Origin of the sequence: Variovorax gossypii, from assembly GCF_003965815.1 — a bacterium.
In the GTDB taxonomy this organism is placed as follows: domain Bacteria; phylum Pseudomonadota; class Gammaproteobacteria; order Burkholderiales; family Burkholderiaceae_C; genus Variovorax; species Variovorax gossypii.
This window is the reverse complement of sequence record NZ_RXOE01000001.1, coordinates 193,882-220,335: the sequence shown is the minus strand read 5'-3', so window position 1 is coordinate 220,335 and position 26,454 is coordinate 193,882. Positions and strand designations below refer to the sequence as shown.

The 26,454-nt window shown below is 68.9% G+C and carries 26 protein-coding genes and 1 riboswitch; of the genes, 9 read left to right on the top strand and 17 right to left on the bottom strand.

Going from position 1 to position 26,454, the window contains the following annotated elements:
* Positions 1-6 precede the first annotated feature (6 nt).
* The 6 genes from EJP69_RS01005 to EJP69_RS00980 are packed head-to-tail and all read right to left on the bottom strand — an operon-like array spanning position 7 to position 6,612.
* Complete coding sequence (locus tag EJP69_RS01005; protein ID WP_093202474.1) at positions 7-792, bottom strand: ABC transporter ATP-binding protein; 786 nt, start codon at positions 790-792, stop codon at positions 7-9.
* Positions 789-1,817: a FecCD family ABC transporter permease gene (locus EJP69_RS01000; RefSeq protein ID WP_093202477.1), complete on the bottom strand. Its 1,029-nt coding sequence runs from the start codon at positions 1,815-1,817 to the stop codon at positions 789-791. The genes EJP69_RS01005 and EJP69_RS01000 overlap by 4 nt, the downstream gene beginning before the upstream one ends.
* Complete coding sequence (locus tag EJP69_RS00995) at positions 1,814-2,707, bottom strand: ABC transporter substrate-binding protein (RefSeq protein ID WP_126468446.1); 894 nt, start codon at positions 2,705-2,707, stop codon at positions 1,814-1,816. The genes EJP69_RS01000 and EJP69_RS00995 overlap by 4 nt, the downstream gene beginning before the upstream one ends.
* The gene (locus EJP69_RS00990; RefSeq protein WP_126468445.1) at positions 2,704-3,306 is read right to left on the bottom strand and encodes a bifunctional adenosylcobinamide kinase/adenosylcobinamide-phosphate guanylyltransferase; all 603 of its coding nucleotides are present in this window, start codon (positions 3,304-3,306) and stop codon (positions 2,704-2,706) included. The genes EJP69_RS00995 and EJP69_RS00990 overlap by 4 nt, the downstream gene beginning before the upstream one ends.
* Positions 3,281-4,708 carry a cobyrinic acid a,c-diamide synthase CobB gene (locus EJP69_RS00985; protein ID WP_126468444.1) on the bottom strand — a complete coding sequence of 476 codons (1,428 nt, stop codon included), beginning with the start codon at positions 4,706-4,708 and terminating at the stop codon, positions 3,281-3,283. Before EJP69_RS00985 ends, EJP69_RS00990 begins: the two co-directional genes overlap by 26 nt.
* The gene (locus EJP69_RS00980) at positions 4,693-6,612 is read right to left on the bottom strand and encodes a TonB-dependent receptor domain-containing protein (protein WP_093202481.1); all 1,920 of its coding nucleotides are present in this window, start codon (positions 6,610-6,612) and stop codon (positions 4,693-4,695) included. The genes EJP69_RS00985 and EJP69_RS00980 overlap by 16 nt, the downstream gene beginning before the upstream one ends.
* 90 nt (positions 6,613-6,702) lie before the next feature.
* Positions 6,703-6,958: riboswitch (cobalamin riboswitch) on the bottom strand.
* Positions 6,959-7,013: 55 nt separating this feature from the next.
* Here EJP69_RS00980 and EJP69_RS00975 point away from each other — a divergent pair.
* The 5 genes from EJP69_RS00975 (at position 7,014) to EJP69_RS00955 (ending at position 11,020) form a co-directional block, all read left to right on the top strand.
* Positions 7,014-8,735, top strand: coding sequence for a ClcB-like voltage-gated chloride channel protein (locus EJP69_RS00975; protein WP_126468443.1), 1,722 nt, complete (start codon positions 7,014-7,016; stop codon positions 8,733-8,735).
* A 114-nt stretch (positions 8,736-8,849) separates the two neighbouring features.
* The gene (locus EJP69_RS00970) at positions 8,850-9,074 is read left to right on the top strand and encodes a hypothetical protein (protein WP_019652365.1); all 225 of its coding nucleotides are present in this window, start codon (positions 8,850-8,852) and stop codon (positions 9,072-9,074) included.
* Positions 9,071-9,394 (top strand): cell division protein ZapA, encoded by a 324-nt coding sequence (locus EJP69_RS00965; RefSeq protein WP_093306314.1) that lies wholly within the window; start codon positions 9,071-9,073, stop codon positions 9,392-9,394. The genes EJP69_RS00970 and EJP69_RS00965 overlap by 4 nt, the downstream gene beginning before the upstream one ends.
* Positions 9,395-9,675: 281 nt before the next feature.
* Entirely contained in the window at positions 9,676-10,503 is an 828-nt protein-coding gene (locus tag EJP69_RS00960) for a sulfite exporter TauE/SafE family protein (protein ID WP_093202489.1), read from the top strand.
* A gap of 91 nt (positions 10,504-10,594) precedes the next feature.
* Positions 10,595-11,020 carry a universal stress protein gene (locus tag EJP69_RS00955; RefSeq protein ID WP_093202492.1) on the top strand — a complete coding sequence of 142 codons (426 nt, stop codon included), beginning with the start codon at positions 10,595-10,597 and terminating at the stop codon, positions 11,018-11,020.
* Positions 11,021-11,037: 17 nt separating this feature from the next.
* On the opposite strand, the gene EJP69_RS00950 is transcribed toward EJP69_RS00955, so the two are convergent.
* Positions 11,038-12,003 carry an AraC-like ligand-binding domain-containing protein gene (locus tag EJP69_RS00950; protein ID WP_093202494.1) on the bottom strand — a complete coding sequence of 322 codons (966 nt, stop codon included), beginning with the start codon at positions 12,001-12,003 and terminating at the stop codon, positions 11,038-11,040.
* A 189-nt stretch (positions 12,004-12,192) separates the two neighbouring features.
* On the opposite strand from EJP69_RS00950, the gene EJP69_RS00945 reads away from it, so the two are divergent.
* Complete coding sequence (locus EJP69_RS00945; RefSeq protein WP_093306311.1) at positions 12,193-13,215, top strand: carbon-nitrogen hydrolase family protein; 1,023 nt, start codon at positions 12,193-12,195, stop codon at positions 13,213-13,215.
* A gap of 17 nt (positions 13,216-13,232) precedes the next feature.
* A complete protein-coding gene (locus EJP69_RS00940) occupies positions 13,233-14,300 on the top strand; it encodes a phenylacetaldoxime dehydratase family protein (RefSeq protein ID WP_126468442.1) in 1,068 nt (355 codons plus the stop codon).
* Positions 14,301-14,306: 6 nt separating this feature from the next.
* Here the strand turns inward: EJP69_RS00940 and EJP69_RS00935 are convergent, their stop codons facing one another.
* From EJP69_RS00935 to EJP69_RS00900, 8 genes are all read right to left on the bottom strand, one after another.
* Positions 14,307-15,845 (bottom strand): malonate--CoA ligase, encoded by a 1,539-nt coding sequence (locus EJP69_RS00935; protein ID WP_126468441.1) that lies wholly within the window; start codon positions 15,843-15,845, stop codon positions 14,307-14,309.
* 18 nt (positions 15,846-15,863) lie between these two features.
* Positions 15,864-16,646 carry an enoyl-CoA hydratase/isomerase family protein gene (locus EJP69_RS00930; protein WP_126468440.1) on the bottom strand — a complete coding sequence of 261 codons (783 nt, stop codon included), beginning with the start codon at positions 16,644-16,646 and terminating at the stop codon, positions 15,864-15,866.
* Positions 16,643-17,629, bottom strand: a complete 987-nt coding sequence (locus EJP69_RS00925) for a Bug family tripartite tricarboxylate transporter substrate binding protein (protein ID WP_093306308.1) — start codon at positions 17,627-17,629, stop codon at positions 16,643-16,645. Before EJP69_RS00925 ends, EJP69_RS00930 begins: the two co-directional genes overlap by 4 nt.
* Before the next feature lie 141 nt (positions 17,630-17,770).
* A complete protein-coding gene (locus tag EJP69_RS00920) occupies positions 17,771-19,237 on the bottom strand; it encodes a malonyl-CoA decarboxylase (RefSeq protein WP_126468439.1) in 1,467 nt (488 codons plus the stop codon).
* 28 nt (positions 19,238-19,265) lie between these two features.
* Entirely contained in the window at positions 19,266-19,934 is a 669-nt protein-coding gene (locus tag EJP69_RS00915; protein ID WP_093202514.1) for a GntR family transcriptional regulator, read from the bottom strand.
* 134 nt (positions 19,935-20,068) lie between these two features.
* Positions 20,069-20,899 carry a prolipoprotein diacylglyceryl transferase gene (lgt, locus tag EJP69_RS00910; RefSeq protein ID WP_126468438.1) on the bottom strand — a complete coding sequence of 277 codons (831 nt, stop codon included), beginning with the start codon at positions 20,897-20,899 and terminating at the stop codon, positions 20,069-20,071.
* A gap of 67 nt (positions 20,900-20,966) precedes the next feature.
* Positions 20,967-21,236, bottom strand: coding sequence for a hypothetical protein (locus tag EJP69_RS00905; protein ID WP_126468437.1), 270 nt, complete (start codon positions 21,234-21,236; stop codon positions 20,967-20,969).
* A gap of 44 nt (positions 21,237-21,280) precedes the next feature.
* The gene (locus EJP69_RS00900) at positions 21,281-22,054 is read right to left on the bottom strand and encodes an SDR family oxidoreductase (protein ID WP_126468436.1); all 774 of its coding nucleotides are present in this window, start codon (positions 22,052-22,054) and stop codon (positions 21,281-21,283) included.
* 139 nt (positions 22,055-22,193) lie between these two features.
* Between EJP69_RS00900 and EJP69_RS00895 the strand changes: the two genes are divergently transcribed.
* On the top strand, positions 22,194-23,135 hold the full coding sequence (locus EJP69_RS00895) for a LysR family transcriptional regulator (RefSeq protein ID WP_126468435.1): 942 nt from the start codon (positions 22,194-22,196) through the stop codon (positions 23,133-23,135).
* 21 nt (positions 23,136-23,156) lie between these two features.
* Here the strand turns inward: EJP69_RS00895 and EJP69_RS00890 are convergent, their stop codons facing one another.
* Together EJP69_RS00890 and EJP69_RS00885 are read right to left on the bottom strand one after the other, a co-directional pair.
* Entirely contained in the window at positions 23,157-23,696 is a 540-nt protein-coding gene (locus tag EJP69_RS00890; protein WP_126468434.1) for a hypothetical protein, read from the bottom strand.
* Positions 23,693-24,658, bottom strand: coding sequence for a LysR family transcriptional regulator (locus tag EJP69_RS00885; RefSeq protein ID WP_126468433.1), 966 nt, complete (start codon positions 24,656-24,658; stop codon positions 23,693-23,695). Before EJP69_RS00885 ends, EJP69_RS00890 begins: the two co-directional genes overlap by 4 nt.
* 101 nt (positions 24,659-24,759) lie before the next feature.
* On the opposite strand from EJP69_RS00885, the gene ilvD reads away from it, so the two are divergent.
* Positions 24,760-26,454, top strand: a complete 1,695-nt coding sequence (gene ilvD, locus EJP69_RS00880) for a dihydroxy-acid dehydratase (protein WP_126468432.1) — start codon at positions 24,760-24,762, stop codon at positions 26,452-26,454.

Sequence of the window (26,454 nt, the reverse complement as noted above, 5' to 3'; positions counted from 1 at the left end):
GTGTGGCTACTTCGGCAGCGCGATCCATTGGTCCGCCACGCGATGCACGCGGATGCGGTGGTCGAACACCTGCTCCAGCGCGGCATGGGTGGCCGGGTCGTCGCAGCCGCCATGGCGGACGACGCGGCCCCGGTCCATCACCACCAGTTCGTCGGCCGCCAGTGCCATCGGCAGCTCGTGCAGCACGCTGACCACGGTGCGGCCTTCGGCGACGAGCGCGCGGACGATCTGCATCCAGTCGGCCTGGTGCGGCGGGTCGAGGTTGGCGAGCGGCTCGTCCATCAGCAGCACCTCGGCCTCCACCGCGAGCGCGCGCGCCAGCAGCACGCGCTGGCGTTCGCCGCCCGAGAGCTGGCCCAGCGGGCGGTCTCGCCAGTCCCAGGCCTGGGTGCTGCGCAGGGCCCGCTCAACCGCCTCGCGGTCGGCTTCCCCGGGCGCGGCCAGCCAGCGCTGGTGCGGCAGGCGGCCGAGCATGGCGACGTCGTAGACCATCAGGTCGTCGGCGCTGCCCTCGCCCGTGCCGCTCTGGCCGAGCCAGGAAAGGCGCCGGGCACGCACACGGGCGGGCACCTTGTCCTGCGCCTCGCCGAAGAGCCGCACTTCGCCGCGATGCGCGAGCAGCCCCGCCAGCGCCTTGAGCAGCGTCGACTTGCCCGCGCCGTTCGGTCCGACGATGCTGGTCCAGCGGGCCGACGGCAGCGCCAGGTCGATGTCGTGCAGCACCTCGGTGACACCGAGCGTGGCGCTCAGGCGGCGCGCCTCGAGCGCGGCGGGCGTGTCGTCGCGGCTCATGCCACGCCTCCGCGCGCGCTGCGCCGGTGCATCAGCCACAGCAGGTAGCTGCCGCCCAGAACGGCCGTGAGCACGCCCACCGGCAGTTCCTGCGGCGCGATCAGCCAGCGCGCGAGCAGGTCGGCCGCCATCAGCAGCAGCCCGCCCATCAGCGCCGACAGCAAGATCAGCCTCGCGTGCGTGGTCTTCACGACCGAACGCACCAGGTGCGGCGCCGCCAGGCCGACGAAGGCGATGAGCCCGGTCTGCGCCACGGCCGCGCCGGTGGCCAGCGCCAGCACGACGACCAGCGCCGCGCGCATCGCGCCCAGCGGCAGGCCCAGGCTGCGCGCGGTGGCTTCGCCGAGCGCGAGGCCGTCGAGCACCGGTGCCAGCGCCCAGCCCGCCAGCAGGCAGACGGCGCCGACCATCGCCATCACCGCGCAGGCGCTCCAGCCGACGAGGCCGGTGCTGCCGAGGACGAAGCCCTGGATGGCCTGGAGGATGTCCGCCGAGGCGATGGTGATGAGGTCTTTCGCGGCGCCGAGCACCACGCCGACGATCACGCCGGCCAGCAGCAGCCGCAGCGTCTGCTGCACGCCGCGCGCCAGCATCAGCGTGAGCATCACCGCGAGCACCGCGCCCAGGAAGGCCGCGCCGGTGAGCCCGAGCCGCATCACCCACTGCGCGCTGGCGGCCGAGCCGCCGAACATCAGCAGCGCCAGCGCCACGCCCAGCGAGGCGCCCGAGGCGCTGCCCAGCAGGTACGGATCGGCCAGCGGATTGCGGAAGAGCCCCTGCGCCACCGCGCCCGCCAGCCCGAGCAGCGCGCCCGCGAGCCAGGCGCCGAGGGTGCGCGGCAGGCGGATATCCCACACGATCTGCAGCGCCACCGGGTCGTGCCGCGCAGCGAACAAGCTCTCGAAGCCGGTGCTGCCGATGCCGAGCCCCAGCAGCATGAGCGCGGCGCCCAGCACCAGCAGCCCGGCGCCCAGCAGCAGCACGCGACGCAGATGGGCCGTGTGCCTGACGGTCGCCACGCTCATCGCCCGCCGCCCTTGTCACCGAACTTTTCGCCGAACTTGTCGGCAAGGCATCGGGCCATCAGCCGCGCCGCCTCGTCCATGCGCGGGCCGGGCCGCACGAGCACGTCGGACTGCTCTTCGCTGAAGCGGCAGATACGTCCTTCGCGCACCGCGCGGATGCCGCCCCAGCCGGGTCTCTGCTCCAGCCCCTGCGCGCTGCGCACACTGACCATGATGAGATCGGGGTTCGCGCGCACCACGTACTCGGGGTTGAGCTTGGGGAATGGGCCCAGCGATGCGGGCACGATGTTCTTCATGCCCAGCCGCGAGAGCGTCTCGCCGATGAAGGACGACTCGCCGGCCGCGTACGGCGCGCTGTTCACTTCGAAATACACGCGCTGGCCCTTCGCGCCCGCGGGCACCGACTGTGCGGCGGCCGACACGCTGGCGTCGATCACGCGCCAGACCTTGGGCGCCTCGTGCGTGCCGAGTACCTGGTCGAGCTTGTCGAGCACGCGGCGCACGTCGGCATGGCTCTTGGGCTCGAGCACCAGCACCTTCAGGCCCAGCGCCTCCAGCCGCTGCGTGACGCGCGATGACTTGGCCAGCAGCACCGCGTCGGGCTTGAGCGCGACGATGGCCTCCACGTTCGGGTCGATGCCGCCGCCGAGCTGCGGCAGCACCTTCACCTGCGCGGGCGAATTGGAATAGCGATCCACGCCCACCAGCCGGTCGCAGGCACCGAGCGCGCAGACCGATTCGGTGAGCGACGGCAGCAGCGTGACAATGCGCTGCGGCGGCTGCGGCAGCTCGACGGAAACGCCCCGCTCGTCGACCACCTCCAGGGCATGCGCCGACAGCGCGCACAGGGCAAGGCCGAGCACAGCCAGCAGAGCGAAGACCTTCTTCATGCAGCGGGCGCCTTCAGGCTCAGCGGCAGGCCGGCCGCCATCAGCGTGACGCGGTCGCAGGCCGCGGCCACGTCCTGGTTCAGCCGGCCGAGCGAATCGACGAAGGCGCGCGTCTCGCGGCCCAGCGGAATCACGCCCAGCCCGATCTCGTTGCCGACCAGCACCACCGGCCCGGGCGCATCGCGCAGGGCCACCAGCAGCATGGCGATGTGCGTCGCGGGTGTGCGCGTCACGGGGCGGGCGTCTTCCGAAGGCATGGGCATCAGCAGGTTCGTGAGCCACATCGTGAGGCAGTCGACCACCACCAGCGTCTCGGGCGTGCTCTGCGTGACGATGGCGCGCGCGAGCTCGACGGGCTCCTCGATGGTGCGCATGCCGGGCACGCGCTCGGCCCGGTCGGCCTGGTGGCGCACGATGCGCTCCTGCATCTCGTCGTCGTAGGCCTGCGCGGTGGCGATCAGCACGGCGCGGTGCGTACGCGCATCGGCCGCGAGCCAGTCGATGGCGCGCTGCTCGGCGCGGCGCGACTTGCCGCTCTTCTGGCCGCCGAGGATGAACTCGTGCGCCGGGGTCCTAGGCTTGGTCGGTTGATGCGGCATGGCTCTCCAACTCGATGGGCATGGCGCCGAAAAGGCGCGCGGTGGCTTGCGGACTGGAGGCGAACCACGCGTGGAAATAGCTCGCGCGCACCGGCCCGTGCACGTACAGCGCTTCGCCGGCGCGCCCGCCCACGGGCTGCGTCGCCCCGGGCCGGGCGGTGTGCGCGGCGGGCACGAGCGGCGTCTCGCAGCTGGAATAGTGGAATGTGTGGCCACGCAGGACATGGCTGCCGAGCGCGAGCTGCTGCGGCCCGAGGCCGGCCAGCCGCTTCTGCATGGTCACGCGGCCGGGCAGCAGGCCCCAGAGGCGATGGACCTGCCCGCCGTCCTGCAGCGCGAGTTCGTCGAACAGCGCCATCATGCCGCCGCACTCGGCCCAGACCGGCTTGCCCGAGGCGACGTGCGCGGCGAGCGATTCGCGCATGGGCGCGCAGGCGGCCAGGGCCCCGGCGTGCAGCTCGGGATAGCCGCCGGGCAGCCAGGCCGCATCGCAGGCAGGCAGTGCATCGCCCGCGAGCGGCGAGAAGAAGCTTAGCCGCGCGCCCAGTGCCGTGAGCACGTCGAGGTTCGCCGGGTAGATGAAGGAGAAGGCGGCGTCGCGCGCAATGGCGATGGTGCGGCCGGCGAGCAGCGGCGGTACGGCCTGCGCCTCGTCGGATGCGGGAGCCTCGAAGCGCACCTGCGGCATGCGGGCGACCGGCATCTGTCCGAGCGGCGTGGCGGCCAGCACGTCGGCCGCCGCGTCGAGCCTCGCCGTCGCGTCGCCGAGTTCGGTGGCGGCCACCAGCCCCAGGTGCCGTTCGGGCAGCGTGAACCCCGCTTCGCGCGGCAAGGCGCCGAGCCATTGCGAGGGATCGCGCAATGCGTCCTTCAGCATGCCCGCGTGCCGCTCACTGGCCACGCGGTTCGCCAGCACGCCCGCCCACGGCAGGCCGGGGCGGAAGTTCTGCAGCCCGTAGGCCAGCGCGCCGAAGGTGCCCGCCATGGCCTGCGCATCGATCACCGCCAGCACCGGCAGGCCGAAGCGCTGCGCCAGGTCGGCGGCACTGGGAGTGCCGTCGAAGAGGCCCATCACGCCCTCGACGATCAACAGGTCGCATCCGGCCGCCGCCTCGTGCAGGCGCGCGCGGCAGTCGGCCTCGCCGGTCATCCAGAGATCGAGCGAATGCACGGGCGCACCGGTGGCAAGCGCCAGCCAGTGCGGGTCGAGGAAATCGGGACCGCACTTGAAGGCGCGCACGCGCCGGCCCTGGCGCGCATGCAGCCGCGCCAGCGCGGCCGCGACGGTGGTCTTGCCCTGCCCCGAGGCCGGGGCGGCCACGAGCACGGCGGCGCATGAAACCGCCGCGGCACCGCTGGCGGTGCCGTCCGGACGGGGAGATGAGCTTATTGAGGCGTCCACTTGAGACCGACGTACGCGGTGCGGCCTGCGGTGGCGTACAGCCGCGCGAACTGGTAGTCCTTGTTGCCCGCATTGTCGACGCGCGCGACCAGGTTGAGGTCGCGCGTGATCTGCGTGGTGGCCGACAGGTTCAGCACCGTGTAGCCGCCGAGCTTGACGCTGTTGGCGGCATCGTCGTAGCGGCGGCTGGAGGTCTGCACCTCGGCTCCCAGCGTCCAGCCAGCGACGCGCCAGTCGGCGCCGATGGTGGCGTGGCGCTGCGCGCGGCGGGCCAGCAGGTTGTGGGTGGCGAGGTCGCGCGGGTCCTGGAAGTCGAGCGAGCTGCGCAGCGTGACGTCGCCGATGCGGTGGCTGCCCGACAGCGTGACGCCCTGGTAACGCGCGCGGGCCGTGCTCGCGTAGCAGCCGAAGGACGAGGCGCAGCCCTTGGCCGAGCCGTCGAACACGATCAGGTTCTGCACGCGGTTGGCGTACGCCACTACGCCCAGCTGGGTGGCGCCTTCGGTGTACTGCAGGCCCAGCTCGAGGTTGCGGCTCGATTCGGGCTTGAGCGTGGCCAGGCCGTATTCGCTGAAGCGCTGGTACAGCGTGGGCACGCGGAAGGCGGTGCCGGCCGACGCCGTGAAGCGCAGCGACGGCGTGATGGCGTAGCCGTAGGCTGCGCTGCCGGTGGTCTTGCCGCCGAACTCGCTGTCCCTGTCGTGGCGCACGTGCAGTTGCAGCGAGTGCGGGCCCTGCACGAAGCCGTAGCCGAGCGAAATGGCGTTCTGCGAGCGGTCGCGCGACAGCAGCTTCGAGGTGGTGGTGGCCGCGTTCTCGAGCGCGTCCTCGCGGCGCTCCAGCGTGGCGGTGACAAGGTGCGGGCCGAAGCGGAATTCGTTCTGGAACAGGTAACCGCGCAGCTTGGTCTCGGTCCGGTAGAACGAGGGCTGCGTCTTGTAGACCGACTGCGAGTCGGTCACCTGCACGCGGGTGCTGTAGACGTCGTTCCACTTGGCCGACCAGGTCAGGCCGGCGGTGCGCAGCGTGTTGCTCGACACGTCGTCGCGGAACAGGATCGGCGGCTTGGTCTTGTAGGCCACGGTGGCGTCGTAGCCGGCCTTGGTATCGCTGGCGAGCATCGTGGCCTCGATGCGCTGGTCGGGCGTGATCTGGAAGCCCAGCTTCACGTTGCCCGAGGTGCTGTTGTAGCCGTCGCGGTCGGGGCTGGTGAAGCCGTCCTTGGTCACGTTGCGCTTGTCCACGGGCTGCACGTTGTAGCCCTTGCTCTCTTCATGTGCCACGCCGAACGAGTAGTCGAAGAGGCCCGACTTGCCGCTCACGCCGCCTTCGATCTTGCGCAGGCCGTAGCTGCCGATGCCGATGCCCGCGTAGGGCGACACGCCCTCCTCGCCGCGCCTGGTGAAAAGCTGGATCACGCCGCCCACGGCGTCGGAGCCGTAGACCGCGGCGGCCGGGCCGCGCAGCACTTCGATGCGGTCGATCTGCGAGAGCGGAATGCCTTCCCAGCCGGCGCCGCCGGTGGATTGCGAGTCGATGCGCACGCCGTCGAGGTACACGGCGGTGAAGCGCGTCTCGGCGCCACGGATGAACAGGCTGGTGGTGTTGCCCACGCCGCCGGAGCGCGAGATCTCGATGCCGGGCAGGCGCGAGAGCACGTCGGCCACGCCGGTCGCGCCACTGCGCTCGATCGCCTTGCGGTCGACGATGGAGACGTCACCCACGAGGTCCGACAGCGGCTGCGGCGTGCGGTTGGCCGTGACCACCGTCTCGGCGAGGGCTGGCGCCTCCTGCGCATGGACCGCCGTGCCGCCGAAGGCGGAAACCAGTGCGAGCGGCAGGCAGGCCTGGCGGAAACGGCGCGCAGGAACGCGGCCGCGGGAAAAGCAAACGTGGGAAATCATGAATCAAGCGAACGAACGTCAATACCCCTGGCCGGCCTCCCCGCCGGCGCCTGGGCGCAATGGCCGCGCATGCGTTCATCGTCGACGCGTGCGGCAGCCGCCTTGTTGGCCGGTATCCGGGCTGGCAGAACGGCTCCTCACCGCCTTCCCAGACACCTGTTTCAGGGCGTCCAGTGGCTTCGATGGAAAGGGGCTGGCACCTTGCGGCGCCGTCTGCTTGACCGTTGCGGGGGCAGCGCAGGCGGCTTCGGCCTTGTTCCGGTACGAACCCGGGGCTTCCACTCCTGCTTCCCGTTGAACTGCGCCGTGCGAACCACGGCGCGAGCACCAACGGGCGGAATTCTATGCCCTGCCCAGCGTTACTTAAGTCGAAAGTCGTGGTACCGCTAACATCGACGGCCATGATGCGGCCCGCCTCGGTCTTCCTGAATCTTCGCTCGGCGCTGCAGCGTCTCTTCGGTGTCTCGGGCTGGCAGTCGATGCTGCTGTGGTCCATCGTGGCCGGACTGCTCGGCACGCTGGCGACCGAACTCTTTCGCGCGGCACTGCTGGCCTTCGAGCATCTGGTGCTCGGGCCGGGCGAAGGGCTCGTGGCGATGGCCAAGCACCTGCCGTGGTGGGCGCGCATCGCCTGCCCCACGCTCGGCGGGCTGGTGGCGGGACTGCTGCTGGTGCTCGCGAAGCGCGTGGCCGAACGCAGCGCCACCTCGGACTACATGGAAGCCATCGTGCTGGGCGACGGGCGCATTCCGGTGGCGCAGACGCTGGCGCGCAGCGCGTCCTCGCTGGTGAGCATCGGCACCGGCGGCTCGATCGGGCGCGAGGGCTCGATGGTGCAGTTGGCGGCGCTGGCCTCGTCGCTGCTCGGGCGGGTGTTCCGCTTTCCGGCGGAACGGCTGCGGCTGCTGGTGGCCTGCGGCGCGGCGGCGGGCCTTACGGCAGCCTACAACGCGCCCATTGCCGGCGCCTTCTTCGTCGCGGAGATCGTGCTGGGCTCCATCGCGATGGAGAGCGTGGGGCCGATCATCATCGCCTCGGTGGTCGCCAACGTCGCGATGCGGGCGCTGCCGGGCTACCAGCCGCCCTACAGGATGCCGCCGTTCCCGGAGATCCACGGCACCGAGGTCGTGCTGTTCTGCGTGCTCGGCGTGCTGCTGGGCTTCGCGGCGGTCGGCTTCCTGCGCGCGCTGCAGGGCAGCCGGGCGTTGTTCTCGCGGCTGCCGATCGCTCTGCCGTGGCGGCTGGCGCTGGGCGGGCTCGTGATGGGCGCAGTGTCGGTGCCGATGCCGGAGGTCTGGGGCAATGGCTACAGCGTGGTGAATTCAGTGCTGCACACGCCATGGGCATGGACGCTGATCGCGATGGTGTTGCTCGCCAAGGCGGTCGCCACCATGGCCACGGCGGGCTCGGGCGCGGTGGGCGGCGTGTTCACGCCGGCGCTCTTCTTCGGTTGCATGATCGGCGCGCTGTTCGGCCAGGGCGTGCAGGCACTGTGGCCGGCGGCGAGCTCGGCGCCCTTCGCCTACGCCATCGTCGGCATGGGAGCCTTCCTGGCGGGCGCGACGCAGGCGCCGCTGATGGCCATCCTGATGATCTTCGAGATGACGCTGAGCTACCAGGTCATGCTGCCGCTGATGGCTGCGAGCGTCATCGCGTACTTCGTCGCGCGCTCGGCCAATGCGGGCTCGATGTACGAGATCACGCTGCATCGCAACGCGCAGCGCGACGACCAGATGCGCCTGCGCGGGCTGCACATGCGCGACCTGGTGCAGCCGGCCGAAACGGTGGTCGGACCGCAGGCGGACCGCGAGGCGATGAGCAGGCTCTTCCTGCAGTACCCCGTGAAGTACCTGTACGTGGTGGACGCGGACAACCGTTATCTCGGCGTGGTGCCGCTCTCGTCGCTCGGTACGGCGCCCCAGGAGACGACGGCCTCCGCCCTGCTCTCCCAAACGATCCAGCCGATCACCGCCGGCACCGGGCTGGGCGAGGCGCTGCAGCGCTTTCTCGACCATCTGGGCGAGCGGCTGCCGGTGATCGAGAGCGCGGAAAACCCCGTGCTGCTGGGCGTGGTCGCCAAGAGTGCGCTGCTGGCCACCTATGTGCGGCTGAGCGAGGCCTGAAAAGGCCCCCAAGGGTTTGATCGGCAGGCGGCAAAGCCGCAGAATCCCTGCCACGCCGGGCAGCGCGTCCGGCCTCGGCGGGACCGCCTCCCCGGGAAACTACAATCGCCAACCATGCCCGCCTCCAGCCCCATCGATCAGATCGCCGAGCGCGTCGAACGACTGCTCGTGCGTCACGAAGAGGTGCAGCGCACCAACGCGCTGCTGCAGGAACAGGTCGATGCGCTCACGCGCGAACGCGACGCACTGAAGTCGCGGCTCGTCGCGGCCCGCACGCGCCTCGATGCCCTGCTCGAACGGTTGCCGGCTGAACCACCTTCCGAAGATTCCCCCGCATGAAGCAGATTGAAGTACAGATCATGGGACAGAGCTATCTGCTCGGCTGTCCCGATGGCGGCGAGGCGCAGCTGCGCGAAGCCGTCGAACGCGTGGATGCCGCCATGTGCAAAATCCGCGACGCGGGAAAAGTCAAGGCCCGCGACCGCATCGCGGTGCTGGCCTCGCTGAACCTGGCATTCGACCTCGCGGCCCAGCAGGCCGCCGCCAGCGCGCCGCCCGCTCCGGCAGCCGCGCCTGATACCACCGAAACCGATCCGAAGGCCGCCCAGCTCATTCAAAGACTCGATCAGGCCCTGGCGGGCGATGGACATTTGCTCTGAGCGGGTTCCGCCGGCGGGGCGGCAGCGGTAAAATCCGATTCGTCTGCGGTGCGCGTTGGGCTTTATATGTCCTTGTTCCAATGCTCTACGGAGCCGGGCTTGGTAAATCGCTCGACGGGTGTGATCATCTCGCGTCAGATGAACCCGAAGTCCTGCTGCCCTCGCCCACCTGAACCCCGGTTCAGGATGCGAGTCCGGCGCCCACTTGCAGACACCTAATTCCGCCACGGCCCCCTGCACACACTGCTCGGGGCCGTTGCTTTTTGCGATACAGAATTTCCGTGAACGTCTCCAGCCTGCTCGACCCCATCCTCATCGCCGAACTCGCCGCCCTCGGGCTCGGCACCGGTTTCCTCGCAGGCCTGCTGGGCATCGGCGGCGGCATGCTGATGGTGCCCTTCATCACGATCATCATGGGCCACCGCGGCGCGCCGGCCGATCTCTCGGTGAAGATGGCCATCGCGACCTCGATGGCGACCATCATCTTCACCTCGGTGTCGAGCGTGCGCGCGCACCACAAGCGCGGCGCGGTGCGCTGGGACATCGTGAAGCGGCTCGCGCCGGGCATCGTCATCGGCAGCCTGGTGGGCAGCCTGGGCGTGTTCTCGCTGCTCAAGGGCACGGCGCTGGCGATCTTCTTCGCGCTGTTCGTGGGCTTCTCGGCCACGCAGATGTTCCTCGACAAGAAGCCTGCCCCCACGCGGCAGATGCCGGGCACGGGCGGCCAGTTCGCGGCGGGCGGCGCCATCGGCTTCATCTCGGGCCTCGTGGGCGCGGGTGGCGGCTTCATCAGCGTGCCGTTCATGACGTGGTGCAACATCTCCATCCACAACGCGGTGGCCACCAGCGCGGCGCTGGGCTTTCCCATCGCGGTGGCGAACGTGCTGGGCTATGCGGTCAGCGGCCAGTCGGTGCAGGGGCTGCCCGCAGGCTCCTTCGGCTACATCTGGCTGCCCGCGCTGGCGGTGATCGCCCTGTGCAGCGTGCTCACCGCACCTCTGGGCGCGAAGGCGGCGCACAGCCTGCCGGTGAAGAAGCTCAAGCGCGTGTTCGCGAGCATCCTCTACCTGCTGGCGGCCTACATGCTCTGGAAGGGCCTGCACGGCTGATCCTTGCTGCTGAAGAAGAAAGGGCGCAAAGCCCTTCGGCAGGAGGTGCGACTCGTTGCCGCCCCCGCGGCACGCGCCGTATAACGGGGCCATGAAAATCCTCATCGCAGTCGACGGCAGCGCCTACACACAGAAGGCTCTGGCCTATCTCGTCGCCAACCGCGCCATGTTCGTGGATGGCCACGATCTCGTGATCGTGCACGTGTGCACAGGCATCTCGGGCCATGTCACGCGCCACCTCAGCAAGGAGCTCGTCTCCGATTACTACGCCGAGGAAAGCGCCAAGGTGATCGAGCCCGTGAAGGCACAGCTCGCGGCGCAGGGCATCGCCAACTACACGGTCGACGCGCGCCACGGCCATATCGCCGAGGAAATCCTCAAGTCGGCCACCGCCGCGCAAGCCGGTCTGATCGTGCTCGGCACGCACGGCCACGGCATCCTGGGCCGCGCGCTGATGGGCTCCGTCGCCACCAAGGTGATCGCCGAGACGAACACCACGGTGCTGCTGGTCCAGTAGTTTTTCTTCTTCGCTCGCTACTGCTGCGTGCGCTGCTGCCGCCATTCGCGCGGCGAGCAGCCGAAGCGTTCCCTGAACGCGCGGCTGAAATGCGCCGCGTCGTTGAATCCCCGGCCATAGGCGATGTCCGCCACCGGACGGCCCGCGAGGCGCGGCTCCAGCAGGTCGCGGCTGCATGCCTCCAGCCTGCGCTCCCAGATGTACTGCGACGGCGTGAGCGGCTCGCTCCTGAACACGCGGTGGATGTGGCTGACCGACACGCCAAGCTCCGTCGCCAGCGTGCTGACCGACAGCGACGGATCCGACAACTGCTCGTCGATGCGCCGCTTCACGCGCGCGAGGTGATAGGCGGTGAGATTGCTCAGCGCCGGAGCGCGCGCGGCAGGCAGTGTCTGCAGGCCCGCCACCAGGATGTTCTGCACGCCGTTGGCCACCGCGAGCGCGGAGGCAGGCTGCAGCGTGTCGATGTCCTCGCGCAGCGTATGGATCATGCCCAGCAGCAGGTGCCCCGCGCCCTCGCGCCCCGACACCGTGGTGGCCGTCAGCGCCTCGGTGTCGCGCAGCTCGCTGCGCAGGCGCTCGCCGGGCAGCTTGAGCACGATCTGCTCGAATGACTCGTCGAAGAGCAGCTGGTAGGGCCGGGTGCTGTCGTACAGGGCGAAGTCGCCGGCCGACAGCACCGCGTCGCGGCCGTCCTGCCGCACCACGCCACGGCCGCGCGCCTGGATGCTCACGAGGAAGTAGTCGTCGCCGGAATGCGAGATGTGGCCCGGCGTGCGCATCACCTTCTGCGGGCTCGAGGTGACGACCGACACGTCGAGCCCCGGCAGCGTGTGCTGGCGGATGCTGCCCTCGAAGTCGCGCGTGTCGCCCTCCCGCACGGGGTCGCAACCCAGCTGCACGTAGACGTTGCAGATCATGTCGGTCCAGTAGGCGAGCCGCTGGTCGCGCGGGACGGCGTCGGTGCTGAGCAGCTGGGTCATCGGGGTTCCTCGGAAGGCCTGGGCAACGAACGGATGCAACGCTGGAACAAGAACGCCGCCAATCCGGGTCAAGGCGTTCCGGCGGCGCGAATCTACGCTTCAAGCAACCCGCATGCCACAGCGCAAACCCGGTGCAGGCACGCGGCGGACGCTTCGCCTCGTTACTTTCATTGCATCTGGAGAACCTTCATGCCGACCACCGTCCATCCCAAGCTGCGCGTCGCCGCAGTGCAGGCCGCCCCCGTGTTCCTCGACCTCGACGGCACCATCGACAAGACCATCGACCTGATGGCGCAGGCCGCGAAACAGGGCGTGAAGCTCATCGCCTTTCCCGAGACCTGGGTGCCCGGCTACCCGTGGTGGATCTGGCTCGATTCGCCGGCCTGGGGCATGCAGTTCGTGCAGCGCTACCACGACAACTCGCTGGTCGTCGGCTCGGCCGAGTTCGAGCGCGTCGCGCAGGCGGCGCGCAGGCTCGGGATCTGGGTGTCGCTCGGCTACAGCGAAAAGGCTGCCGGCAGCCTCTACATCGCGCAGGCGCTCATCGACGACCAGGGCCGCACGGTGCAGACGCGGCGCAAGCTCAAGCCCACGCACGTGGAGCGCACGGTGTTCGGCGAAGGCGACGGCTCCGACCTCGCCGTGGTCGAGACACCACTGGGCAACATCGGCTCGCTCTCGTGCTGGGAGCACCTGCAGCCGCTGAGCAAGTACGCGATGTATTCGCAGAACGAGCAGATCCACTGCGGTGCATGGCCGAGCTTCTCGTTGTACCGGGGCGCAGCCTACGCGCTGGGCCCCGAGGTCAACAACGCGGCGAGCCAGGTGTATGCGGCCGAGGGCCAGTGCTTCGTGATCGCGCCCTGCGCCACCGTGTCGAAGGCCATGAGCGAGCTGATGTGCACCGATGCCGGCAAACAGCAGATGCTGCGCACCGGCGGCGGCTACGCGCGCATCTACGCGCCCGACGGCTCGCCGCTGGGAACGCCGCTTGCGGAGGACGAGGAAGGCCTGGTCGTCGCCGACATCGACCTCGGCATGATCTCGCTCGCCAAGGCCGCTGCCGACCCCAGCGGCCACTACTCGCGGCCCGACGTCACGCAGCTGCTGCTCAACAAGACGCGCCGCGAGCCCGTCGTGGTGCAGCAGTCGCCGTCGCCCTTGCCCTCGCCGGAACCCGAGAGCAGCGCGACCGAGCCGGTCGCGGCCTGAACCATCGGAGGCACGCCATGGAATCCGCCATTGCCGAGCACCTGAAGTGCCCCCGCACGCGGCACCGCCGCGTGGAAGACGACTACGTGCCGCCCTACCCCGTGTGGTCGGCCCGCGCCCCGGTTTCGGTGAAGCAGGTCGTGATGGGCTTCTTCGGCGTGCAGTCGCGCGGCTCCGGGATGCAGGGCCGCGCCTGCGCCGCGCTGATGAAGATCGCGCGCGACTTCGCCCTGCCCGACGGCCCCGGCCATCACGACCTGACGCACTACGTCGACGCGCAAGGCTTCGACAACATGGTCGCCATCGCCTACTGGAGCGATTCTGCCGCGTACGCACGTTGGTGCGCGACACCCGCGGTCGACGCATGGTGGCGCTCCGACGAGCGGCTCTCGGAAGGCTTGGGCTACTTCCGCGAGATCGCGTCGCCGCGCGTCGAGCACTTCGAGACCATGTTCAACACGCCCGATCGCTTCGAGGGAGTCGGCGTGGTGATGGGCAGCGTCAGCGGCGAACTGCAGGAGCACGGCTACTGGGGTTCGATGCGCGACCGCATTCCGCTGTCGCAGACCGACGCGATGGCGCCCTCGGGCACGCGCGCGGTGATCGCAGGCATGCCGGCTCCCGGTCAGCGCGTGCGCATCGCGGGGCACGAGAACATCGCGATGATCCGCTCCGGCCAGGAGTGGACCGACACCACCGGCCAGGAACGCAAGCTCTATCTGGAAGACATGGAGCCGGTGCTGCGCGAAGGCATGGATTTCCTGCGCGACCAGGGCCTGCCGATCGGCTGCTACAGCAACCGCTACATGCGCCACCTCGACGCGCAAGGCTCGCCGCTGCAGAAATCCTTCGGCCTGAGCTACTGGCGTTCGCTGGCCGACATGGAGCGCTGGGCCGAGTCGCACCCGACGCACGTCGCAATCTTCGGCAGCTTCATGCGCTACGTGCAGGCGCTGAACTTCCAGCTGCAGCTGCGCGTGTACCACGAGGTGTCGGTGCTCAAGGCCGACAAGCAGAGCTACGAATACGTCAACTGCCACGCGGGCAGCGGGCTGATGAACGGACTCGCGCCCTCCTCGGCTTGAACCGGCTCAGGCCGCGAACAGGCCCTTGTGCTCGGTGCGCAGCAGCGCCTTCTGCACCTTGCCCATGGCGTTGCGCGGCAGCTCGGGCACCACGAAGCAGCGCTTGGGAATCTTGAAGTTGGCGAGCTTCGACTTCAGCTCCGCCACGATGGCGTCGCCGTCGAGCGCGGCGCCTGCCTTGGGGATGACGATGGCCACGCCCACCTCGCCGAAGTCGGGGTGCGGCACGCCGACCACGGCGCTCTCGGCCACGCCGGCCATCTCGTTGATGTAGCCCTCGATCTCGGCGGGGTACACGTTGTAGCCGCCGCTGATGATCAGGTCCTTGCTGCGCCCGACGATGGTGATGTAGCCGCGGCCGTCGATCTTGCCGACGTCGCCGGTCTTGAAGAAGCCGTCGGCGGTGAACTCTTCCTTCGTCTTCTCGGGCATGCGCCAGTAGCCCGCGAACACGTTGGGGCCGCTGACCTCGATGTTGCCGATCTCGTCGGTGGTGCAGTCACGGCCGCTGTCATCGCACACGCGCAGCTGCACGCCCGGCAGCGCGAAGCCCACGGTGCCGCCGCGGCGCTCGCCCTGCTCGGGCTTGTAGGGGTTGGAGGTGAGCATGACCGTCTCGCTCATGCCGTAGCGCTCCAGGATGGTGTGGCCGGTGCGCTCGCGCCATTCGTCGAAGGTCTCGATGAGCAGCGGCGCCGAGCCCGCGACGAACAGGCGCATGTTGCGCACCGCCTCGCGCGTGAGGCCCGGCTCGGCCAGGAGGCGCACGTACAGCGTGGGCACGCCCATGAACACGGTGGCCTCGGGCAGCTTCTGCACGACGCGCTTCGGATCGAACTTCGCGAACCACAGGATCTTGCTGCCGTTGAGCAGCGCGCCGTGCAGCGCAACGAACAGGCCGTGCACGTGGAAGATGGGCAGCGCGTGGATCAGCACGTCGCCTTCGGTCCAGCCCCAGTAGTCCTTGAGCACCTCGGCGTTCGACAGCAGGTTGCCGTGCGTGAGCATCGCGCCCTTGCTGCGGCCGGTGGTGCCGCTGGTGTAGAGGATGGCGGCCATGTCGCCGGCCTTGCGCTTTGCCGGCACGTGCCGGTCGCTGCACTGGGCGGCCACCTCGAGCAGCGTGCCGGTGCGGTCGTCGTCCAGCGTGAAGACGTGCCTGGTGCCCGCCGCGCTGGCGATGGGCGCAACCCACGACGCGTTGCGGCTGGTGCACACCACCACGGCCGGCTCGGCGTTGCCGATGAAGTATTCGATCTCGGCGCTCTGGTAGGCGGTGTTCAGCGGCAGGAACACATAGCCAGCGCGCAGCGTGGCAAGGTACAGCAGCATCGCCTCGACCGACTTCTCGACCTGCACCGCGATGCGCGCGCCCTTCTCCAGCTTCAGTGCGTCGAGCAGGTTGGCGATCATGGCGCTGGCGCGCTCGATGTCGCGCCATGAATAGAACAGGCCGTTGTCGGTTTCGACGGCGATCGCGTCGAGGTCGGCGGGAAATGCCGCGCGCAGGGCGGCGAACAGGTTGGCGTTGGCGGTCTTCGTCATTCGGACAGGTTCTTCTCTTCAGAAATTCGGGCGGCGCTTCGCAAGGAACGCGGCGATGCCCTCGCGGTGCTCCGCGGAATCGGCGTAATCGTAAGCAGTGGCCAGCAGCACATGAGCCGAGGGCGCGCCGGCGCGCAGCGCCGCGAAGGTCGCCTTGTGCAGGCGCGCAGCCTGCGGCGAGAGCACGGCGATGCGCTGGGCGTGCGACTGCGCTGCGAGCGCCACCTCGTTGTCGGGCAGCACCTGCAGCAGGAAGCCGGCGTCGTACAGCCGTTGCGCACCATGCACGCCGGCGGCCAGCAGCATGTCGCGCGCGAGCACGTCGCCGATGGCGCCGTGCACCAGCGCGGCTTCGCGCGGCGCCATCGGAAAGCCGAGCTTGGCGATGGGCGCGCCGAACTTCGCGGACGCGCCTGCCAGGCGGATGTCGCAGCAGCTGGCAATCTCGATGCCCGCGCCCATGCAGGCGCCTTCGATCTGCGCGACCAGCGGCAGCGGGCAGTCGAGCATGGCCTGCAGCGCGGCCCAGACCTCGTTCTCGTGGAACTCACGCAGGCTGGGCTCGCTGAAGCGGAACGACGGGTACTCGGAAATGTCGCCACCCGCGCAGAAGGCACCGCCCTCTCCGCGCACGACCACGCAGCGCAAGGCGCTGTCGCCTTCGCTGCGCAGGCCGTCGAACACGGCGCGCAGCTCGCGCCACATGGCGCGCGTCATGGCATTGAGACGCCCCGCGTTCGACAGCGTGACGACCGCGATGGCGCCATCGCGGCGCAGTGAGATGGAGCTTTCCGTCGTCATTCGAGCTTGGCGCCCGACGCCTTCACCACCGCGGCCCAGCGCTTGATCTCGGCATTCACGAAGCTGCCGTAGGCGGTGGTGGTGAGGTTCGGGATCTCGGAACCGTTCTGGGCCCAGATGCCCTTCAGGTCATCAGTGGCCAGCGCCTTCTTCATGTCGTCGATGGCGCGCGTCTGCGTGTCGGCCGGCGTGCCCTTGGGCGCCCACAGGCCGTACCAGGTGGTCACGGTGTACTCGGGCAGGCCCACTTCGGCGGCGCAGGGCACGTCGGGGAAGGCGGGGTTGCGCTTGGCGCCGGCCACCATCAGCGCCTTGATGCGGCCGCTCTTGATGTGCTGCGCCGAGGAGCCCAGGCCATCGAACATCAGGTCGACGTTGCCCGAGATCAGGTCGGACAGCGCCGGGCCCGCGCCGCGGTACGGAATGTGGGTGATGAAGGTGCCGGTCTGGATCTTGAAGAGCTCGCCCGCCAGGTGATGCGAGGTGCCCGAGCCGGCAGAGCCGTAGTTGAACTTGCCGGGGTTGCGCTTCACCAGCGCGATGAATTCCTGGATCGTGTTGGCCTGCACCCGCTTCGGGTTGATGACCACCACCTGCGGCACGTTGGCCAGCAGCATCAGGGGCGCGAAGTCTTTCTCGATGTCGTAGTCGAGCTTCGGATAGATGGACGGCGCGATCGCGTGGTGCACCGCGCCCATGAAGAGCGTGTACCCGTCGGCCGGCGCCTTGGCGGCGATGCTGGCGCCCAGCGTGCCCCCTGCCCCGCCGCGGTTGTCGATGACCAGCGTCTGGCCCGCGACGCGCGAGAACTGCCCCGAGAGCGGCCGCGCGAAGGCGTCCGTGCCGCCACCGGCCGGGAACGGCACGATCATCGTCACGGGCTTCGTCGGCCAGCCCTGCTGGGCCCGCGCGGCGCCGCACAGAACGGCCGCACCGGCGGCGGCCACGCGCAGTACGTCGCGGCGCTGAAAGCTTGGGTTCATTTGTCTCATCTCCTGTGTGTCGTTGTGGATCTTGCCGCCCCGTGCGGCTGCCGGCCATCGGTGCACCGGCTCTTTGCTCTGTTTCGACTTTCCAGACTCTCTCGACTTCCTCGACTTCCTCGACTTCCTCTTCGACGGACTTCAGCCTTTCTTGAAATACAGGCTTTCGACGTCTCCCGATACTGCCACCTTGCCCTCGGCAAGCCAGGTGCGATGCTTGTCCAGGCGCTTGAGGTCATAGAGGTAGTTGACCATGAGCCCGTAGGACTGCTTGTGCCCCTTGGGCGACGGATCGCCTGCCCAGTTCAGGCGCTCGACGCGCGCGCCGTTGCCCAGGTGGAAACGCGCCACCGGATCGGCCGGCGTGCCGTCGACCAGCGCGCGGCCGAGATACTCGGCGGCCGCCTGCATCAGCCATTGGCGCAGCGGCGACTTCGCGTCGAAGGTGGCGGCCGCGTCCACCGCGGCGAGCAGGCGCTCGGCGGTCGGCGGCAGCGAGCCGACGAGACGGCCGATCTCGGCCTCGCGCTTCTCGTCGAGGCGCGGCAGCAGGTCGGCGGCGTTCTTCGCGAGCCAGGTGCGGAAACCCGGAATCGGCGAGAGCGTGGCGAAAGTCTTCAGGCGCGGCAGCTCGTCCTGCAGCGTCTCGACCACGCGCTTGATGAGCGAGTCGCCGAAGCTCACGCCGCGCAGGCCGTTCTGCGTGTTGCTGATCGAATAGAAGATGGCGGTGGTGGCCCGGGCGGCGGGCACCGGCACGGCAGCCTCGTCGAGCAGTGGCGTGATGCCGGCGCTGATTCGGTCGACCAGTGCCACCTCGACGAAGATCAGCGGCTCGTTGGGCAGGCGCGGATGGAAGAAGCCGTAGCAGCGGCGGTCGCTGTCGTCGAGCCGGTTCTTCACGTCGGACCAGCTCTTGATGTCGTGCACCGCCTCGTAGCGGATGAGCTTCTCGATCAGCGACGCCGGCGAATCCCAGTCGATGCGGCGCAGCTCGAGGAAGGCGACGTCGAACCAGGTGGAGAAGAGCTGCTCCAGCTCGGCGTCGAGCGCGAGCAGGCGCTTGTCGGCCTTCAGGCACGGCAGCAGGTCGGCGCGCAGGTCCACCAGAAAGCGCATGCCCTCGGGCTCGACAGCGAAGCGCTGCAGCAGGCGCATGCGCGGCGACACCAGCGCGCGGCGCAGGCGCAGCTCGGCCTGTCCTTCGTCGGGCGTGCCAACGGCTGCCTGGTGCTGGTCACGGGCGACCTTGAGCTTCTGCGCGTCGGCTGCGAAATGCTCGCTCATGAGCGACCAGTAGTCGCGGCGCTCGTCGGCCGTGGCTGCGCGGTAGGCGTCGGCGATGGCATGCGCGCGGCGGCCGCCCTCGACCTCGCTCACGCGCGGGTCGATCACGGCCTGCAGGTCGGCCAGCACCCGGCGCAGCGCGCGCGGCGAGAGGGCTTCGTCAGCCTTGCGCAGCGTGGCCTGCAGGCGCTCGGCCGTCGTGCGCGCACTGGGCTTGGGCGCATTCTTCGACGCGCTCTTCGCTGCGCCTTCCGGTGCCACCGGCACCTTCGACTTCTCGCCAGAACGCAGCCGCGCCTGGAACCATTCGGTCGCACTCATCGGGGCACTCCAATGCTTGAGGGGGTTGTCACGACATCACCCTGGATTTCTGCTGGCGCGCGACCTCGCGCAGCGCCTCGCGCTGCCGGGTCAGGTGCGTGCGCATGGCGGCGTCGGCGCCTTCGCTGTCTCGAGCCTTCAGCGCCGCGAACACGGCCAGGTGCTCCGACAGGCTCTGCTCGAGCCGCCCCGGCGCATGCAGCTGCTGCAGGCGGGCGAGCTTGAGGATCTTGCGCAGGTCGCCGATCACCTGTGCCAGCCACTTGTTGTCGGCCAGCTTGATGATCGCCTCGTGGATGATGTGATTGGTGGCGTAGTAGTCGTTGATGCGCTTGGCCTTGGCGTGGCGCACCAGCCGCTCGTGCAGCGCGTCGAGCTCCTGCAGTTCGGCGTCGCTGGCGTTGCGGGCGGCCTCGTAGGCGCAGCGGCCTTCGAGCAGAGCGATGACGGGGAAGATCTCGTCGAGGTCGCGCTCGGTCACCTCGTTGACGAAGCAGCCCCGGCGCGGCTCGTGCCGCAGCAGGCCTTCGGCGGTGAGCACCTTGAGCGCTTCGCGCAACGGCGTGCGCGAGATGGAAAGCCGCTCGCACAGGGCGATTTCATCGACGAAGCTGCCGGGAGCCAGCGAACCGTCGAAGATCTGCTCGCGCAGCGTGGCGGCGACTTCGTCGTGCAGGGAGTTGGGGACCAGGCGCATGGATCAGGACCGCATAATTTCCTGTAATTACGCGTAATTCTGAGCCTGCATCCGGATCGATGCAAGTGCCGCGCATCGGATGCGCGGCTGGTAGTTACCCTGAAAACTCAGGGCTCAACGAGCCCTCCGAAGGCTCAGGCGCGAGCGGTGGCCGTCTTGCCGCCGGTGCGGCCGAACCAGAACCACAGCACGATGCCGGCGACGACCATCGGGATGCTGAGCCACTGCCCCTGGCTCAGGTCGAGAGCGCGCAGGCCCAGGAAATCGTCGGGTTCGCGGAAGTACTCCGCCACGAAGCGCAGCACGCCGTAGCCGATCAGGAACACCGCGGCCACCTGCCCTTGCCTGCGCTCCTTGCGCGCATAGAGCCACATCACGACGAAGAGAAGCAGCCCCTCGAGCAGGAACTGATAGACCTGCGAGGGATGGCGCGGCAGCATCGAGTTGCTCTGCGGAAACACCATGCCCCAGGGCAGGTCGGGGCTGCTGAAGCGTCCCCACAGCTCGCCGTTGATGAAGTTGCCCACGCGGCCGGCCGCGAGGCCCGTCGGCACGCAGGGCGCGACGAAGTCCATCACCTGCCAGAAAGGACGCTTGCGCGAGTGCGAGAACCACACCATCGCGCCGATCACGCCGAGCAGTCCGCCATGGAAGCTCATGCCGCCCTGCCACACGTAGAGGATTTCGAGCGGATGCGTGAGATAGAACTCGGGCTTGTAGAACAGGCAGTAGCCCAGCCGTCCGCCGACGATGACGCCCATCACCCCGAGGAAAAGAATGTCCTCGATGTCCCGGCGCTGCCACACGCCCGCGTCCACCAGGCTGCGGAAAGGCTCGTGCCGCAGGCGGCGCGTGCCGAGGAAATAGAACAGCGCAAACGCGGCCAGGTAGGTCAGGCCGTACCAGTGGATGGCCACCGGCCCGATTTGCAGGGCGATGGGATCGATATGCGGATACATGAGCATCCGCGGATTGTGCCCCGGCCGAATGTCGGGGCCGAGGCGGGGCTTTTCGGGCCCGCTCAGGCGTGAATCAGCGCCCGAACTTCCACCAAACGAGCCCCGCCACCACGGCCGGCACCGCGAAGATCAGCAGGAAGATCGGCAGCTCCTCGGCCACCGAATACCCCGCCTTGATCACGCCCACGGCCATGTTGATGCCCGCGCCGACGAACCACGCCGGAATGAACCACCTGGCCGCCACGGCCAGCGCCGCCGAAGAGCCGTCGCCCAAGAGGCGCCCTGCCAGCAGGAACACCGCCAGCAGCACGAAGCCGCCGCCCATCACCATGATCGTGTGCATGTCGTTCGTCCTCCAAGCGGCATCTTGCCGGATCTGCACGCGGGTCAGCGCGTCGTGTAGCCGCCGTTGGCGAAGATCGTCTGGCCGGTGATCCACCAGCCCTCGGTGACGAGGAAGCGCACGATGGGTGCGATGTCCTCGATGTCGGTCAGGCCCTTCTTCGAGAACTTGCTGAGCGCGGCGGCGCTGCTGTGGTACTCGACGGCTTCCTTGCTTTCCTGGCCGTAGAAGAACGGCGTGTCCATGGGGCCGGGGCCGATGGCATTGACAGAGATGCCGCGCTCGCCGAACTCCTTGGACGCGGCGCGCGTGTAGTGCTCCACCGCCGCCTTCGAGCCCGGGTAGATCGCGTAGAACGGCGTGTAGGCCGCCAGCAGCGAGCTCACCAGCGTGACGATGCTGCCGCCGTCTGCCAGCGTGCGGCCCGCCTGCTGGATGAAGAAGAAGGCAGCCTTGGCGTTGGCGTCGAAGCTCTTGTCGTAGTCGGCCTCGGTGACGTCGAGAATCGGCTTCTTGATGACCACGCCGGCAGTGTTGATCGCGATGTCGACCTGGCCGAAGTGCTTCACCGCCTTGTCAAACAGGCCGACGCAGTTCTCGACCACCGAGAGGTCACCCTGCACCAGCAGCGTTTCGGCGCCCTTGGCCTTGAGTTCGGCGGCGGTCTTCTCGGCGTCGGCGCGCGAGGCGTCGCTGTTGTAGTGGATGGCGATGCCGCGGGCGCCGCCGTCGACCATCTGGCGGCCGATGAGCGCGCCGAGGTTCTTGCCGCCGCCGGCGATGACGACGACCTTGTTCTTGAGAGTATGTGCGGACATGGGTGAGCTCCTTGAAGTAAAGCGTGATGCGTGACGAGAGCCTTCAGTCTATTGATGGCTCCGTCACTGATAAATCACCCATCCAAGGCTAGACTGTTCAATAAATCACGAACAATCAAGCCGATATCGAAGAACGACGATGGACCGCATCGACCTCCTCCAGGTTTTCGTGTGCGTGGCCGAAACCGGCAGCTTCACGCGCGCCGCCGACCGCCTCGGCCTGCCGCGCGCAAGCGTCTCGATGGCCGTGCAGCAGCTCGAGACCCGCCTCGGCTCGCGCCTGCTTCACCGGACCACGCGACGCGTCGGCCTCACGCCCGACGGCGAAGTGATGCTGGAGCGCGCCCGCGCGCTGGTCGCCGACATGGAAGACATGGAGCAGCAGTTCCTCCCCGCCCACGGCCAGGTGAGCGGACGCCTGAAGGTCGACGTGCCCAGCCGCATCGCGCGGCGGCTCATCGCGCCGGCGCTTCCGGAGTTCTTCGGGCGCCATCCCGCCATCGAGCTCGAGCTGGGCTCCAGCGACCGCGCGGTGGACCTCGTGCTCGAAGGCGTCGACTGCGCGCTGCGCGTCGGCCCGATGGCCAGCAGCAGCCTCGTGGCACGCCCTCTCGGGCGCTTCACACTGATCAACTGCGCGAGCCCGGCCTACCTGGCCCGCCACGGCACGCCGCGCACGCCCGCCGAGCTGCCGCAGCACATCGCCGTCAACTACGCCTCGCCCACCAGCGGCCGCGCCGCGCCCTGGGAGTGGCTGCGCGATGGCGAGATCGCGACGCTGCGCATGCGCAGCCAGGTGGCGGCAAACAACGCCGAAACCTACATCGCCTGCGCACTGGCCGGGCTGGGCCTGATCCAGATCCCGGCCTACGACGTGCGCGAGCACCTCGCGGCCGGCGAGCTGGTCGAGGTGCTGCCCGATGCCCGCGCCGAGCCGCTGCCCGTGCAGCTGGTGTATCCGCACCGGCGCAACCTGTCGCGGCGTATGCAGGCCTTCGCGGGCTGGCTCGAAACGGTGCTGGCCGATTCGCTCGACCGGCCTGCGGCATCGGCATCCGGCCGGCCGCGCAAGACGCGCTAAAGCGGCGGCTGCGAGCCTCGCTCAGGGCTTCGTACGGTCCGCGCGACCGTAGGGCACGCTGCGGATGAACCTGAACTCCCCGTCGCGCAACTCGTAGAACTCCATCGCGTCCTTGCCGCTGCTGTTCGAGCTGTCGATGTCGCCCGCCTGCACCAGCAGCCGGCTCGACAGCTTGTAGATGAGTTCCTGGCCGTCTTCCTTCTCGTACTGCGGCTTCAGCGGATAGACGCTCATCAGCGCGTTCGGCATGCTGACGGCATGGCCGGTGCTCGCGTCGATCACCGCCCCCACGTTGCAGCCGCCCGTGCCGCAGCCCCAGCGCGTGACGATGTAGCGCCCGGCGAAACTGGGCTTGCCGCTGGCGATCGCCTCGCGCAGCCGGGTGCGGTAGCTGCGGGAGAAATCGCTGTCGAGTACGAGCGGGTGGTTCTTGCCGGTGTACGGCGCGTCGGCCGGATAGTCCTTGAACTGCGGCACGGCGGGTGGCGCGGGCGTCATCTGCGCCGTGGCAGCCGCGCTGCACAGCAGCGCCAGCAAGGCAAATCGCGTCTTCGTCTTCATTCGGTTCCCTCCTCTGTGTTCTTTGGATTGGCGCCCCGCTCGCGCACGAAAGCAATGAAGCGGGCAAGCGCCGGATTGACCGCTCCCTCGGGCCACACCAGGCTGGTCTCGCAGGCAGGCAGCATGGGCGTATTGCGTCGTCGCGCGGCCGGCGCGAATTCCGAGGCACGCCGGTACACCACCCCCGCGCGGCGGAACTGCGTGACGCTCTCGGGCACCCAGGCCACGCCGATGCCGCCCGAGACGAGGTTCACGATGGTCTGCATCTGGATCGCCTCCTGCCCCAGTTGCGGCGTGCGGCCGGCCGCGTGATACAGGTCGAAGATGGCGTCGTGCAGCGAAGGCACGATGCGGCGCGGAAAGATCACCAGCGGCTCGGCCAGCACATCCGCCAGAAGCAGCCTGTCGGTGCGCGCGAGCACATGCCGTTCGGGCAACGCCAGCACCAGAGGTTCTTCCGACACGGCCAAACGCGCGAGTCCGGGCGGCGCGGCGCCGGGCGAATGCAGCATCAGCCCGGCATCGATCTCGCCGCGCGCGAAGGCTTCGAGCTGCACGTCGCCGGTGGCCTCGACCAACTCCAGCGCCACTTCCGGGCACAGCACGCGGAATTCGCGCACCCAGGCCGGCAACTGCTCGAAGCCCACCGTCGAGACGAAACCGATGCGCACCCGCCCCACCTGCCCTGCCGCCGCCGCGCGAGCCCGCGCCGGCAGCGCCTGCGCGCGGGCCAGCAGTTCGCGCACGTCGGGCAGCAGCGCCTCGCCGGCCGGCGTGAGCGCCACGCGCCGGCGGGTGCGGTCGAACAGCACCACGCCCAGCGTCTTCTCGAGCTGGGCAATGGCCTGCGTGACCGGGGGCTGCGTCATGTGCAGGCGCTGCGCTGCCCGGCCGAAGTGCAGCTCTTCAGCCACGGCAACGAACTGGCGCCAGGCCCGCAGATCGATGAGGGCTTCATTCATATGCCGAGCATATCAATCTGCAATTGAAAATGGATTGGAAGCAATCAATCAGAAGTCCGATACTTGGACTCCCCCGATCTCCCCACGACAGAAGAGACACCATGGACACCAAGCCAATCCAGATCAATCGCCGCAGCGCCAACATCGTCGAAGGCAAGAGCCGCGCCCCCAACCGCTCGATGTTCTACGCCATGGGCTACGAGGAAGGCGACTTCAAGAAGCCGATGGTCGGCGTCGCCAACGGCCACAGCACCATCACGCCCTGCAACTCGGGCCTGCAGAAACTGGCCGACGCGGCCATCGCAGGCATCGAGGAAGCCGGCGGCAACGCTCAGGTGTTCGGCACCCCCACCATCTCCGACGGCATGGCCATGGGCACCGAGGGCATGAAGTACTCGCTGGTCAGCCGCGAAGTCATCTCGGACTGCATCGAGACCTGCGTCGGCGGCCAGTGGATGGACGGCGTGCTCGTGGTCGGCGGCTGCGACAAGAACATGCCCGGCGGCCTCATGGGCATGCTGCGCGCCAACGTGCCGGCCATCTACGTCTACGGCGGCACCATCCTTCCCGGCAAGTACAAGGGCCAGGACCTGAACATCGTGAGCGTGTTCGAGGCCGTGGGCCAGAACGCGGCCGGCAACATGAGCGACGAGGATCTGCTGGAGATCGAGAAGCGCGCCATTCCCGGCACCGGCTCGTGCGGCGGCATGTACACGGCGAACACCATGTCGAGCGCATTCGAGGCGCTGGGCATCTCGCTGCCCTACTCGTCGACCATGGCCAACCCGCACGACGAGAAGGCCAACTCGGCCAAGGAATCGGCCAAGGTGCTGATCGAGGCGATCAAGAAGGATCTGAAGCCGCGCGACATCGTGACCAAGAAGGCCATCGAGAACGCCGTGGCCGTCATCATGGCCACCGGCGGCTCGACCAACGCGGTGCTGCACTTCCTGGCCATCGCGCACGCCGCGGGCGTGGAATGGACCATCGACGACTTCGAGCGCATGCGCAAGAAGGTGCCGGTCATTTGCGACCTGAAGCCCTCGGGCAAGTACCTCGCGGTCGACCTGCACCAGGCCGGCGGCATCCCGCAGGTGATGAAGGTGCTGCTGAACGCAGGCCTGCTGCACGGCGACTGCATCACCATCAGCGGCCAGACCATCGCCGAAGTGCTGAAGGACGTGCCCGACGTGCCGCGCGCCGACCAGGACGTGATCCGCGCCATCGACAACCCCATGTACGCCGAAGGCCACCTGGCCATCCTGAAGGGCAACCTGTCGCCCGAAGGCGCGGTCGCCAAGATCACCGGCCTGAAGAACCCGGTCATCACCGGCCCGGCGCGCGTGTTCGACGACGAGCAGTCGGCGCTCAAGGCCATCCTCGACGGCAAGATCAAGGCCGGCGACGTGATGGTGCTGCGCTATCTCGGCCCCAAGGGCGGCCCGGGCATGCCCGAAATGCTGGCGCCGACCGGCGCACTGATCGGCGCAGGCCTCGGCGAGAGCGTCGGCCTCATCACCGACGGCCGCTTCTCCGGCGGCACCTGGGGCATGGTGGTGGGCCACGTGGCGCCCGAAGCGGCTGCCGGCGGCACCATCGCCTTCGTGAACGAGGGTGACTCGATCACCATCGACGCGCACGAACTCAAGCTCGAACTCAACGTGCCCGAAGCCGAGATCGCCAAGCGCCGCGAAGGCTGGAAGGCACCGGCTCCGCGCTACACGCGCGGCGTGCAGGCGAAGTTCGCGTTCAACGCGTCCAGCGCCAGCTCGGGCGCCGTGCTCGACAAGTTCTGA